Below are 12,155 nucleotides of genomic sequence, written 5' to 3' on the forward strand. Positions count from 1 at the left end.
AGTGGGTTTCCAATTCGTTGGTGTGTGAATTAATCTTGCGCAGGAGCCATCCCGCGTACATGGCAATAATATGGTGGATAGGATGAACGAGCAGGTGAATCAGGAACCCAAGCGGAGCCGTGGCCGTCCGCGCGCCGGGGCGCAGGATATCGACACGTCCGTTGGCAAGGACGCGCTGATCGATGCGACCATCGACCTGCTTAGGACCATGCCGCCTTCGGCCATCACGCCGGTGGTGGTGGCGCGCAGCACGGGGGTGCATCCCTCGCTGATCCGCTATTATTTCCATAATCGCGCGACCTTGCTGGTGGCGGTGGCCGAAAAGCTGACGCAGCGTTTCGCCGCGCAATTCGAGGCTTCGGCCCAGAGCGAGGGCACCGCCGAGGAGCGGCTTTGCGCGCGTATCTCGACGCTGATCGACCTGAACTCCACCTATCCCTTCTTTCACCAATTGTTCGCCACCGAAATCGCGGGCAGCGAAGACCCCGCCGCCCGCGCGATGATCACCCAGTTTACCAATCGCGGCACGGCGGCCTATGGCTCGATCCTGCGCGCGGGGCTGGGCGAGGGCGCGTTTCGGGGCATGGACCCCAGCCTGCTCTATGTCGCGGTGGTGGGCATGAGCGAGTTCTTCGTTTCGGCCCGCCGCCAGTTGGAGGTCGCCGCCGGGGTAAGCCTCGACGAAGCGGAGCTGCGTGAGGCTTACAAGGCGTTCGTCTGCGATCTGGTGCTCAATGGCGCGCGGGTGAGAAAGACCGATTAACACCCCAGCGGACGGAACACCCCGCGCCCTGCCCCTTGAAACCAAGCGCTTTTTTCCAGCTCGGCCCGCCATGGGGTGGACCGGGCCAAGGCGCGCTCCGGCGAATCCATCACCGAAATATCGGCCAGTTCGTGAAAGGCCATGCTGGTCCAGCGCGGCCCGTCCGTGTGGCTGCGCACCCGATAGCGCCGCGCGCGAAGCCAGCCCGGCGCGCGCATCAGCAATGCGATATGCTCCTCATCATACCAGCGCTCAACCTCGGCGGTCATCTCCTTGGGCACATCAAAGGCGACCAGCATGATGACGCCCCAAGGCCGGTCCGCAGGCCCAGTGTCGCTGACCAGATCAAGCTCGTAATGCGCCGCGCCCGCCGGGGCCTGCGTCAGCGCGCCGATTTCGGGGGGGCAATAGAGGCATGCTTCCTCTACCTCGATCATCGAGCGCAGGGCCCAGCCATCGGCCGTGCCGATCAGCGCGCGCGCCGCATCGTCCGTGGCCCCGGCGATCACCGGCCAGCGGGTGAATGTGGCCAGACTCACGCCTGCGTCTCCACGCCGGGCACCGAAGCCTCGCGCAGCACCGCATCGGGCCGATTGCGGCGCACCGCCTCATGGTTGGTCGAACCCTCGCCCATATAGACCCCGCGCTCCCACGAGCGGCCCAACGGATCGCGCACGCCGACTGAAAATTCGCCAATGCCATGGATTTTTATCCGCAATGTCTCGCCATCCTGAATGAAGCCCAAACCTTCGTGATTGGTGCCGCAGGCGACGACATCGCCATCGTTCATCGTCATGATCGTGGTGATGAATTCGACGATTTCGGGCACGGTGTGCTCCATATCGTCGGTGCTGTAATTGTGGCGCAACTGGTCATCGTTCCAGAATTGCACCCACAGATCGTTCGGATCCTCAATCTCGTCGGCGGTGACGATGCAGGGGCCGATGGGGGCGAAAGTGTCGAAACTTTTGCCCATCCAACTGTTGTTGCGCCATGTCCGGCGCCCGCTTTCGCGTGCGGTCACGTCGATCAGGCAGGTGTAGCCGAAGATCGCGCTGCGCCAGCCCTCGCGGCGCACCATCTTGGATGGGCCTTTGAACACCAGCGCCAGTTCGGCCTCATGCATGAAGGCGTAGGGTTCGGTAAATTCGGGCAGGACCACCGTGTCATTAGGCCCGATCACCGCATCGGCATTCTTGATGAACATATTGAGCGGGCGCGCCTCGCGCTGGGCGTTTTCCCAGTAATTGGCGATGCAATTGACGATCTTGCCCGGTCGCGGCAGCGGCGCGAGCAGGCGCACTGAGGCCAGCGGCAGGGCAGGCGCGCTGGCCTCCAGAGCCAATAGCGCGGGGCGGATTTCATCATAGCGCGCGATCAGATTGGCCATCGTCGCCTGCGGATCATGGCCATCGGGCGCAACCGCGCTGGCGTCGATTACGCCCGCCTCGGTCAGGATGCCTGCATGGGCGGGGCCGTTGTTCTGGGTGAAAAGCACGAGCTTCACGGGTGTTCTCCCTTGGATTTGCCACCCGCCATAAGCCGCCTGATGCCCCGGCGCTTCTCATGCAGAATGCATAAGAGAATTACCGAAATGGGGGTAGGGGAGGCGTTTGACAATTCGCAAAGGCGCTAATATCTCAAGAGCCAAGCGAGCAGGGCCTCAGATGCCTTTGATAATGACGCGGGAGAATTATGATGGCCAATGCGCCAACCTATCGCAGCGTAATGCTTTTTATCGACGGCGCATGGTCGCTTGCGGCCGATGGGCGCACCTTGCCCGTCATCAATCCGGCCAATGAAGAGCAGATTGGCACGGTCGCCCATGCCGGGATTGCCGATCTCGACCGCGCGCTGGCAGCGGCCGAGCGCGGGTTTGCCCTATGGCGCAAGACGCCCGCTATGGCGCGGGCCAAGGTGTTGAACGGGGCTGCCCGCCTGCTGCGGGAACGCAATGAAGATATCGCCACGCAAATGGTGCTGGAACAGGGCAAAATGATCGGCGAGGCGCGCGGCGAGGTCGAGCGCGCCGCTGAGGCCTGCGATTGGATGGCGGGCGAAACCATGCGCATCGCTGGCCGCATCATCGAGGGCCGCGCCGCCAACATCACCAACCATGTCCTGCGTGAACCGGTGGGCATTGTTGCTGCCTTCACACCCTGGAACTTCCCGGTCAACCAGATCGTGCGCAAGGTGGCGGGCGCGCTGGCGGCGGGCTGCGCGCTGGTGGTCAAAGGGCCGGAGGAGGCGCCCGGTTCCTGCGCCGAACTGGTGCGCGCCTTTGTCGACGCGGGTGCGCCTGCGGGCGTGGTCAATCTGGTTTACGGCACGCCTGCGGAAATTTCCGAATATCTGGTGCCCCATCCTTTGGTGCGCAAGATCAGTTTCACCGGATCGACGGTGGTGGGCAAGCATCTGGCCAGCCTTGCGGGTCAGCATATGAAGCTGACCACGATGGAACTGGGCGGCCATGCGCCGGTGCTGGTATTTGCGGACGCTGATCCGGTGGCCACGGCGCGGGCGCTGGTGGGCAACAAATTCCGCAATGCCGGGCAAAGCTGCGTCAACCCTACGCGCTTTTTGGTCGAGGACAGCATTTTCGACGCCTTCACCGCGGCCTTTGTCGCGGCGGCCAGTGCGTTGAAACCGGGCGGCGGCCTCGATCCGGACACCACCACCGGCCCGCTGGCCAATATCCGCCGGGTGGAGGCAATGGAGCGTCTGACCGCCGATGCTCTTGCCAAGGGTGCGAAGCTGCATTGCGGCGGGCAGCGCGTGGGCAACAAGGGCTTCTTTTTCGCCCCCACGGTTTTCACCGATGTGCCCGTCGATGCCGCGCTGATGAATGAGGAGCCCTTTGGCCCCATCGCCATGATCAACCGTTGGTCCGACCGCGACGCGCTTTATGCCGAGGCGAACCGGCTGCCCTATGGCCTTTCCGCCTATGCCTTCACCGCCAGCAATGCCACGGCCAATGAGGTGACGCAGCGCGTTGAAAGCGCGATGATTTCCTTCAACCATTTCGGCCTCGGCCATCCCGAAACGCCCTTTGGCGGCATGAAGGACAGCGGCTATGGTTTTGAAGGCGGATCCGAAGCGATTGAGCCCTATCTCCAGACCCGTTTCATCACCAAGATGGACCTGTAAGGGAGATATCGACATGACAGGACGTTTGCAGGGCAAGATCGCCCTTGTCACCGGCATTGGCGCAGGCATCGGTCAGGGCATCGCCCTGCGCTTTGCCCGCGAGGGGGCCATTGTGGTGGGCTGCGACATTTCGGCGCAATGGGCCGAGGCCACGGTGGAGCAGGCCGCAGCCGAGGGCCTGACAATTGACAGCGTGCATCCGGTCGATCTGACCAAGCCCGATGATGTTCAGAGTTTTATCGACCATGCGGGCGCGACCTATGGCCACATCGACATTCTGGTGAATGCCGCCGCGATCGCGCCCCACATGGCCCCGGTGGCCACGATGGATTATGAGCGCGAATGGATGCCCACCATGGTGGGCGAGGTCGATCTGGTGTTTCTGGCGGTCAAGGCCGCATGGCCGCATATGGTCAAGGTCGGCGGCGGATCGATCATCAATTTCGCCAGCGTCAACGCCATGCGCGGATCGGTCAACACCGGCATGATCGCCCATTGCGCGGGCAAGGCCGCCGTTCTGGCCATGAGCCGCCAGATCGCCATCGAGGGCGGCCCCTATGGCATCCGCTGCAACACGATCGCGCCGGGTATGGTGCAGACCGCCGCCACGGCCAGCGCGGGCACCAGCAGCGGGGCCGTGGCCGAACGCATTCTGCAACGTCTGGTCATCAAGCGCCTTGGCGTACCCGACGATATTGCCTGGGCGGCGGTGTTTCTGGCCAGCGATGAATCGACATGGGTGACGGGGGCCAATTTCCCGGTCGATGGCGGCGTGACGGCGGCCTGATGCTATGAGCATTCTGCCCCCTCCACACCCCGATCCCCATCCGCCCCGGCGGCTGGTGGTGCCGGCGGGGGCGTGTGATGCCCATTGCCACATCTTTGGCCCGTTCGACCGTTTTCCCACCCCCGCTGGCGCCAGCTATCAGCCCGCGGAAACCCCGTTGGAGCGCTATCGCCAGATGGCCGACCGGCTGGGCCTGACCCGCGCGGTCTTTGTTCAGCCCGCGATCTATGGCGCGGATCATTCGGTGATGCTGGATGCCATTGCGCGGGCCCACGGGGCCTATGCGGGGGTGGGGATTGTCGATGATACGCTGGGCGATGCGACGTTGACGGCGCTGCATATCGGGGGCTTGCGCGGGGCGCGGTTCAATTTCGTGGGCCATTTGGGCGTCCGCCCGGATCGCGCGATGATCGAGCGCACCGCCGCGCGGGTCGGCCTGCTGGGCTGGCATCTGGTGTTCCATCTCGATCATGCCGCGCTGTTGGCCGAGGCGGAGTGGATCGCGGGGTTGGGCGTGCCGGTTGTGATCGACCATATGGCGCGGCTGGATGCGGGGGGCGATGGCTTTGCCGTGCTGCTCGATCTGGCGCGTCAGCCCCATGTGTGGGTCAAGATTTCGGCGGCGGACCGCATGTGCGCCGATGGCGATCTGGCCCGCGCGTTGCCGTATATGGCGGCGCTGGCCGATGCTGCGCCGCTGCGTATCCTTTGGGGCACTGATTGGCCCCATCCGAATATTCGCTGGATGCCCGATGATGGCGATCTGATCGATCTGCTGGCGCTGGCCGTGCCCGATTCGGCGGCGCGCCATGCCATCCTCGTGGACAATCCCGCGCGGCTTTACTCGTTTTCCTGAAGAGGCAAGACCATGTCTGAAACGCAAAGACGCCCCGCCCGCCGGGTCGTGACGGGCCATGATGCCCAGGGCAAATCCATCGTTCTGTCCGATGGCACGCCGCCCAATATCCGCGACAAGGGCACGCTGGTCGATTTCATCGAGATCTGGAACACGCCCACCGTGCCCGCGATCATCACCGCGAGCGAGCCCGAACCCACCGATGGCGAACTGATTACGCCGCCGCCGATGGGGGGCACCAAGATCCGCTTCAACGATTTCTTTCCCGGCCATATCGACCGGCTGCCGCCGCGCGCCGACGGGCGGCACAAGATGATGCATCGCACGAAGAGCATCGACTATGGCATCGTGCTGGAAGGCGAAATCTGGATGATCCTCGATGACAGCGAGGTTCTGTTGACGCCGGGCACGGTGGTTATCCAGCGCGGTACCGACCATGCGTGGGAAAACCGCTCCGACAAGGTCTGCCGCATGGCCTTCATCCTCATCTCCGGCGAGTTCTCGTCCGAGCTGCGTGAGACGCTGCCCCAGCATCTCGAAATCCGCACCGGCGCCGTCACCAACTGATCCACGAAAGGTTAGCTCCATGTCCTTCCCTCGCGAGCCCGGCAAATTCTATCGCATGCCGGTTTTCTTTGGCCCCAATCCCTGTCCCCGCTGGACGCCCGAAGGCGTGGTGCAGGACTTTGCGCGCGAACCTGTGCGCTCGACGCTGGGCACGCGCTATCTGACGGATGCCAAGGCGCTGGAGGCGGTGTTGCCTGAAGGTTTCCGCCTGTGGGGCGAACCCATCGTCACGGTTGAGGCGATCTATATGACCGGCTTTTCCTGGCTGGCGGGTGGCGGCTACAACATGTTCGATGTCAAAGTGCCGATCATTTACGCCAGCAAGACCGAGGGCGATGTGCATGGCACGCTGCTGATGGCGCGCTGGGAAAGCCTGTCCGACCCGATCACCACGGGGCGCGAGGAACTGGGCCATAACAAGCTGTTCTGCGACATTCCCGAGGTCAGCGATTTCAATGGCCGCTATCACACCAGCATGAGCTGGCGCGGTTTTCCCTTTGCCAAGCTGTGGGCCGAGGATCTGGTTGAGCAGGAGGCGCCCGCGGGCAATCCGGCCAATCGCGGGTTGCTGTCATGGAAATACATTCCCGCCACGCCGCGCCCCGGCAAGAAATGGGGCGAGGAGGCGGACGCCAATTACGCCACGCTGACACCCCCGGCATGGAGCGGGGTGAAAACCACGCGCTATCTGGCGGGCAAGGGCGGCGTGGAATGGGCGCGGCCCACGTTTGAACAATTGCCGACGCAATATACGATTGTGAACGGCTTTGCGTCGTTCCCCATCGTGGAAAATCGCGGGGCCTATTATTTCTGGATGACTGGCGGTGCGTCGGGTGACGACACCTATCGGCTGGATTGAGGCCGATGCCCGGTCCCGGCGATGTGCCCAAGGTTTCGCCCCATCCTCGCCTGATCGGCGGGGATGGCAGGCCGCTGACCACGATCGACATTCACGCCCATGCGATGTTTCCAGAGGTGGAGCGCCTGACCGCAGGCCGCCCGGAACGCGCGGGCGAGGCGGAATTTCGCATCCGCACGATGGGCGCGCAGACCATCGCCTATAACCGCGATGTGATGATCCCGGCTGCCATGCCGGGCCTGACCCGCATCGAGCAGCGACTGCATGACATGGATGTGATGGGCGTCGACATGCAGATCGTCAGCCCTTCGCCCAACCAGTATCATTATTGGGCACCCGAAGATCTGGCGCAGGAGATCGTCGGCATCCAGAACGAGGCTCTGGCCGAATTGGTGACGCAGGCGCCCGAGCGATTGGTCGGACTAGGCGCCATCGCCATGCAGCATCCCGCGCTGGCGGTGGAGCAGATGCGCCATTGCGTGCGCGATCTGGGCTTTAAGGGGGTGGAGATCAGCTCGACCATCGACGGGGCCGAATTGTCGGACCGGCGCTTTGATCCCATCTGGGCGGCGGCGGAGGAATTGGGTGCGGTGGTGTTCATTCACCCGATGGGCTGTTCGCTCGATGAACGCCTTGCGCTCGCCTATCTGTCGAACATTGTGGGGCAGCCGGTCGAACATGCCGTCGCGCTCAGCCATCTGATCTTTGGCGGGGTGCTGGACCGGCATAGCGGGCTGAAAATCGTGGCGGCGCATGGCGGGGGTTATCTGCCTACGCATCTGGGTCGTGCCGATCATGCCTGGGCGCAGCGCGAGGATGCCTGCACCTGTTGCCACAAGCCGTCGAGCTATCTGAAACGGCTGCATTTCGACTCTCTGGTGTTCGATCCGCGCGATCTTGGGCTGCTGATCGAGCGGGCAGGGATCGGGAATGTTGTGATCGGCACCGATTACCCCTTCGATATGGGGCATTACGACATTCACGGGTTGATCGCGGCCATTCCGGGCCTGTCCGATGCGGATCGGGCGGCGTTGCTGGGGGGTAATCTGATGCGGTTGATGGGGATAAAGGAGAGGATATGAGGGAGATAGAAAGCGAAGGGCGCCGTATTGTTCTGGGCGCGGTGGCAGGTTTGGCGGGGCTGGCGGTTGTCGGCCCCGTTTCTGCATCGGAAGACAGTGGCCCCCAAAACACTCCACGCCAGGCTTGGGCCACCAAGGACAATGCCGTGAACATCGGCCCCAATGCCGCGCCCGTGGCCGATGCGCTGGACATGCTGATGATCCAGCAATGCTTTGCCCGATACGGCATGGGGCATGACGAAGGGCTGGGGCCGGTGCTGGCCAGCTTGTTCACACAGGATGCTGTGGTCGAGGTGGCCGATGGCCATGGCGCGCCCTTTCAGGTGGTGCGCGGGCGCGAGGCGGTGGTGGCCAATTTCGCCAACAGCTTTCGCCAGCAGGGCGATCAGCGCCGCCATTGCTTCACCAACATCATCGTCGAGGAAGCCAGCGCGAATAAGGCACGGGTGCTGGCCTATGCGCTGGTTTCGGTGGCGGCGCATGGCGGGCTTATTCTGGGCGCGGCGGTGATCTATACCGCCGATCTGCGTAAGGAGGGCGGGATCTGGCGTTTTTCCCGCCTGTTCATCGGCATGGACGCCTATACGACGCCCAAGCCCAAGGTGTGAATGATGGGGCGCCCTGTTGATCGGGGCGCCCCATTTCCATCAGCCCTTCTTGGCCGCATTCGGGCTTTCATAAACAAAGCGCGGCATCAGCGCGACGCACAGCACCGAGGCCGACATCGCCCCGCCCACCAGCCAGATGCCCGGCGCATAGGTGCCGAAATGGTCGCGGATATGGCCCAGCAGGATCACCCCCGTGCCATTGCCCAGCGCGCTGGCCGCAAAGGTCAGGCCATAGATCGCGCCAAAGGCCTTCAGCCCGAAATAGCGCGAGACGAGATAGGCGTTCTGGCTGATCTCTCCGCCAAGGCCCAGACCCATCAGCAGCGCGCCGGGGATCAGGATGCGCGGATCATTTTGCGAATGCACGATCAGCACGCCAAACAGCGCGCAGACGAAATAGGGCAGCACCACACGCGGCGAATTGAACCGGTCGGCCATCACGCCCGAGCTGAGCTGGCCCGCGATCACGCCCGCAAAGGCGCAGCTCATCACGGTGGTCGCCGTGTTGATCGGCAATCCGCGCTCGGTCAGCAGCGGCACGGCATGTTGCATCGTGGCCAGCAGCGACATGGAGCCAAAGGCAATGGCGAAAAACACCAGATAGAACACCGGATTGCGCAAAGCCTCGGCCCGCGTCACGCCTTGTTGGCCCAAGGGGTTGGGGGCGGCATCCTTATTCTTGGCGGCCAGACTCTTGGGCGTATGGGCCAGCAGCGCCACCATCGGAAAGCCGATCACCAGAATGATCGCGCCCACGCCAACATAGGCCCCGCGCCAGCCATAGGTGGCGATCATCCATTGCGTCAGCTTGGGCATGATCGTCTGCCCCAATCCCGCGCCCAGCGCCACGCACAGGCCCAGCACCAGCCCCCGGTTGCGGTCAAACCACAGCGAGACAAGCTTGGCATAGGCGGGCGAGGCGTGCATCGAAACGGGCACGGCCATCACGATCTGAAACGCCAGAAAATGCCAGCCTACCTGCATCCGGCTCATCGCCATAAAGGTGGCGGCAAAGATCAGAATGCCCGGCAACACCACTTTGCGCAGGCCGAAACGGTCCACCATGCGCCCGCCGATCGGCACCAGCATCGCGTTGAGCCAGAGCGAAATGGCCAGCGCCAGCGAGATATTGGTGCGGGTGGTGTGCAGTTCCTCGGGCAGGATGCGCAGGAAATTGCTGTTGGTGGCGGCCACCATCACATTGGGCCCGGTCAGAAAGCCGAACCATGCGCCCATCGCCGCCAGTATTGCCGCCTTTGTGAATTCGCCGGATTTGCCCGGATCGGCCGATGACATTCTCTTTTCCCCAGTGTTTGTTTTTGCGCGCGGGCTTTAATGGCTGAACCTACGCCAGCTTTGCCTGTGCTGCCACGGGTTTGGCGCCGGGCCAAGCACCGAAAATCGTATAGCTGATTAATTCATAATAGCGCTAATTAGTTCTTGAGGCAGCTGCCCACCCGCCGCAATGACATGGCCAACGAAACCGGCGCGCCCGCAATGCCGCCGGTCGACAAGTGGGAGAATGAAGCACATGCCGATCCTTGGCATCGAAAGTGTGGTGTATGGCGTGGAGGATCTGGCGCTGTGCAACCGCTTCTGGGCCGATTATGGCCTGATCCGCAGCGATGACGGCGCCGATGATGCGCCCAGCGAATGGACGCTGCCTTCGGGCTCGCGGATGATTATGCGGGGCATCGACGATCCCTCGCTGCCGCCTGCCTATTTCCCCGGTTCGGGGGTGCGCGAATGTTTCCTCGGCGTCGATACGTCAGAGGCGCTTGAGCGTTTGGTAGCCAAGGTGGGCGTTGACCGCGAAGTGCGCCGCGATGCCGATGGCACCGCCCATTTTCTCGATCCCGATGGCAATCCGATGGGCCTGCGCGTGTGGAACAAGCGGCCGGTGATGTGTCGACCCGATCCCGTCAACGCGCCCGACAACATCCTGCGATTGAACCAGCATCGCAAGTGGCGCGCGCGTGCCTTGCCCCGCACAATCAATCATATTGTTTATTTTTCTGATGATTACGTGTCGACCTATGAGTTCTATCGGGACCGTCTGGGTTTCCGCATGACCGATCATTCCAAGGCCAACGGCATCTTTGCCCGCGCCGATGGCACCTATGAACATCACACGATCTTCTGGCTGACCACCCTGCATCCCGGCACGCGGGGAAAGCGCGGCTATGCCCATATCGCTTTTGGCCTTGAGGACATTGACGAGGTGATGGTGGGCGCCAATTACATGACGGATCATGGCTGGGCACATGAGCGGCCCTTTGCCCCTGCGCTCAACCGGCACCGGATTTCCTCGGCCATGTATTACTATTTCCCATGCCCGGCGGGCGGGGACGCGGAATATCATGCCGACACCGATTATCTCGACGATGGCTGGATCCCGCGCGTGTGGGAAATGATGTTTGGCGCGGCGGTGTGGCAGACGGATTCGCCCGGATTTTTCGGGGATCGCGGCATCACATGGGATGTGGTGCTGGACCCGGAAGAGGCCTCGTTGGAGGCGTGGCGCGATTTCGGAAAAGCGGATCGTAAGTAATTAATTCATAAAATAATTATTAGGGGAAAGATCATGGCCATCTGGCTGAAGCGCGGCGCGGCTGCGGAAGAGAAGGCGCAGGCGGATCGCAAGGTTCGTGATATTGTCGAGGCGGCGCTGGGCGATATTGAGAAGCGCGGCGATGATGCGGTGCGGGATATGTCGATCAAGTTCGACGGCTGGGACCGGGAAGATTATCGCCTGTCGCAGTCCGAGATCGACGCGGCGGTCGAGAGCCTGAGCCCGCAGGAGCGCAAGGACATCGAATTTGCCCAAGCGCAGGTCAAGAATTTCGCCCAGATCCAGCGCGCCAGCATGACCGACGTTGAGGTCGAAACCATGCCCGGCGTGGTGCTGGGGCATAAGAACCTGCCGATCCAGAATGCGGGTTGCTATGTGCCGGGCGGGAAATATCCGCTGCTGGCCAGCGCGCATATGAGCGTGATCACCGCCAAGGTGGCGGGCGTGCCGCGCGTGATCACCTGTGCCCCGCCGTTTCAGGGCAAGCCCGCGCGCGCGATTGTCGCAGCCCAGGCTCTGGCGGGTGCCGATGCGATCTATGCGCTGGGCGGCATTCAGGCGATCGGCGCCATGGCTATCGGCACGCAGACCATTGATCCGGTTGATATTCTTGTCGGGCCCGGCAATGCTTTCGTAGCCGAGGCCAAGCGCCAATTGTTTGGCCGCGTGGGCATCGACCTGTTTGCCGGCCCGACCGAAACGCTGATCATCGCCGACGAGATCGGCTGCGACCCGGAAATGGCCGCGACCGATATTCTGGGTCAGGTCGAGCATGGGCCGGACAGCCCCGGCGTGCTGCTGACCAACAGCGAAGCCTTTGCCCGCGCGACGATGAAGGAAATCGAGCGCCTGCTGGAAATCCTGCCGACCGCCGACCATGCCCGCAAGGCGTGGGAGACGTTTGGCGAGGTGAT

General features: G+C 62.9%; 13 protein-coding genes. 10 read left to right on the top strand and 3 right to left on the bottom strand.

Annotated features, from left to right (window positions below):
• Positions 1 to 82 precede the first annotated feature (82 nt).
• The gene (locus GGR38_RS11050) at positions 83 to 763 is read left to right on the top strand and encodes a hypothetical protein (RefSeq protein ID WP_183625423.1); all 681 of its coding nucleotides are present in this window, start codon (positions 83 to 85) and stop codon (positions 761 to 763) included.
• Here the strand turns inward: GGR38_RS11050 and GGR38_RS11055 are convergent.
• Together GGR38_RS11055 and GGR38_RS11060 are read right to left on the bottom strand one after the other, a co-directional pair.
• The gene (locus GGR38_RS11055; protein ID WP_183625425.1) at positions 760 to 1,302 is read right to left on the bottom strand and encodes a DUF4286 family protein; all 543 of its coding nucleotides are present in this window, start codon (positions 1,300 to 1,302) and stop codon (positions 760 to 762) included. The genes GGR38_RS11050 and GGR38_RS11055 overlap by 4 nt on opposite strands.
• The gene (locus GGR38_RS11060; RefSeq protein WP_183625427.1) at positions 1,299 to 2,270 is read right to left on the bottom strand and encodes a fumarylacetoacetate hydrolase family protein; all 972 of its coding nucleotides are present in this window, start codon (positions 2,268 to 2,270) and stop codon (positions 1,299 to 1,301) included. The genes GGR38_RS11055 and GGR38_RS11060 overlap by 4 nt, the downstream gene beginning before the upstream one ends.
• Before the next feature lie 191 nt (positions 2,271 to 2,461).
• Between GGR38_RS11060 and GGR38_RS11065 the strand changes: the two genes are divergently transcribed.
• Genes GGR38_RS11065 through GGR38_RS11095 form a run of 7 tightly spaced genes read left to right on the top strand, consistent with a single transcriptional unit; the run spans position 2,462 to position 8,669 of the window.
• The gene (locus GGR38_RS11065; RefSeq protein ID WP_183625428.1) at positions 2,462 to 3,910 is read left to right on the top strand and encodes an NAD-dependent succinate-semialdehyde dehydrogenase; all 1,449 of its coding nucleotides are present in this window, start codon (positions 2,462 to 2,464) and stop codon (positions 3,908 to 3,910) included.
• A 13-nt stretch (positions 3,911 to 3,923) separates the two neighbouring features.
• Positions 3,924 to 4,697, top strand: a complete 774-nt coding sequence (locus GGR38_RS11070; RefSeq protein WP_183625430.1) for an SDR family NAD(P)-dependent oxidoreductase — start codon at positions 3,924 to 3,926, stop codon at positions 4,695 to 4,697.
• 4 nt (positions 4,698 to 4,701) lie between these two features.
• Positions 4,702 to 5,553: an amidohydrolase family protein gene (locus tag GGR38_RS11075; protein ID WP_183625431.1), complete on the top strand. Its 852-nt coding sequence runs from the start codon at positions 4,702 to 4,704 to the stop codon at positions 5,551 to 5,553.
• A 12-nt stretch (positions 5,554 to 5,565) separates the two neighbouring features.
• Entirely contained in the window at positions 5,566 to 6,120 is a 555-nt protein-coding gene (locus GGR38_RS11080; protein WP_183625433.1) for a cupin domain-containing protein, read from the top strand.
• Positions 6,121 to 6,139: 19 nt separating this feature from the next.
• Positions 6,140 to 6,979 carry an acetoacetate decarboxylase family protein gene (locus GGR38_RS11085; RefSeq protein WP_183625436.1) on the top strand — a complete coding sequence of 280 codons (840 nt, stop codon included), beginning with the start codon at positions 6,140 to 6,142 and terminating at the stop codon, positions 6,977 to 6,979.
• 5 nt (positions 6,980 to 6,984) lie between these two features.
• Entirely contained in the window at positions 6,985 to 8,061 is a 1,077-nt protein-coding gene (locus GGR38_RS11090; RefSeq protein ID WP_183625439.1) for an amidohydrolase family protein, read from the top strand.
• Entirely contained in the window at positions 8,058 to 8,669 is a 612-nt protein-coding gene (locus GGR38_RS11095; RefSeq protein ID WP_183625441.1) for a nuclear transport factor 2 family protein, read from the top strand. Before GGR38_RS11090 ends, GGR38_RS11095 begins: the two co-directional genes overlap by 4 nt.
• Positions 8,670 to 8,708: 39 nt before the next feature.
• On the opposite strand, the gene GGR38_RS11100 is transcribed toward GGR38_RS11095, so the two are convergent.
• Positions 8,709 to 9,965, bottom strand: a complete 1,257-nt coding sequence (locus GGR38_RS11100) for an MFS transporter (protein WP_183625443.1) — start codon at positions 9,963 to 9,965, stop codon at positions 8,709 to 8,711.
• Between the two features lie 235 nt (positions 9,966 to 10,200).
• Here GGR38_RS11100 and GGR38_RS11105 point away from each other — a divergent pair, with 235 nt between their 5' ends.
• Positions 10,201 to 11,220 (top strand): VOC family protein, encoded by a 1,020-nt coding sequence (locus GGR38_RS11105; RefSeq protein ID WP_183625445.1) that lies wholly within the window; start codon positions 10,201 to 10,203, stop codon positions 11,218 to 11,220.
• A 33-nt stretch (positions 11,221 to 11,253) separates the two neighbouring features.
• The coding region (hisD, locus tag GGR38_RS11110) for a histidinol dehydrogenase (RefSeq protein WP_183625447.1) at positions 11,254 to 12,155 on the top strand (902 nt) is incomplete at its 3' end.

The sequence above is a fragment of the Novosphingobium sediminicola genome, from assembly GCF_014196525.1.
In the GTDB taxonomy this organism is placed as follows: Bacteria; Pseudomonadota; Alphaproteobacteria; order Sphingomonadales; family Sphingomonadaceae; genus Novosphingobium; species Novosphingobium sediminicola.

Excerpts from the sequence above, each read along its gene's own strand:
- GGR38_RS11050 (WP_183625423.1), top strand. The coding sequence starts at position 83 with ATGAACGAGCAGGTGAATCAGGAACCCAAGCGGAGCCGTGGCCGTCCG.
- GGR38_RS11065 (WP_183625428.1), top strand. The coding sequence starts at position 2,462 with ATGGCCAATGCGCCAACCTATCGCAGCGTAATGCTTTTTATCGACGGC.
- GGR38_RS11070 (WP_183625430.1), top strand. The coding sequence starts at position 3,924 with ATGACAGGACGTTTGCAGGGCAAGATCGCCCTTGTCACCGGCATTGGC.
- GGR38_RS11075 (WP_183625431.1), top strand. The coding sequence starts at position 4,702 with ATGAGCATTCTGCCCCCTCCACACCCCGATCCCCATCCGCCCCGGCGG.
- GGR38_RS11080 (WP_183625433.1), top strand. The coding sequence starts at position 5,566 with ATGTCTGAAACGCAAAGACGCCCCGCCCGCCGGGTCGTGACGGGCCAT.
- GGR38_RS11085 (WP_183625436.1), top strand. The coding sequence starts at position 6,140 with ATGTCCTTCCCTCGCGAGCCCGGCAAATTCTATCGCATGCCGGTTTTC.
- GGR38_RS11090 (WP_183625439.1), top strand. The coding sequence starts at position 6,985 with ATGCCCGGTCCCGGCGATGTGCCCAAGGTTTCGCCCCATCCTCGCCTG.
- GGR38_RS11095 (WP_183625441.1), top strand. The coding sequence starts at position 8,058 with ATGAGGGAGATAGAAAGCGAAGGGCGCCGTATTGTTCTGGGCGCGGTG.
- GGR38_RS11100 (WP_183625443.1), bottom strand. The coding sequence starts at position 9,965 with ATGTCATCGGCCGATCCGGGCAAATCCGGCGAATTCACAAAGGCGGCA.
- GGR38_RS11105 (WP_183625445.1), top strand. The coding sequence starts at position 10,201 with ATGCCGATCCTTGGCATCGAAAGTGTGGTGTATGGCGTGGAGGATCTG.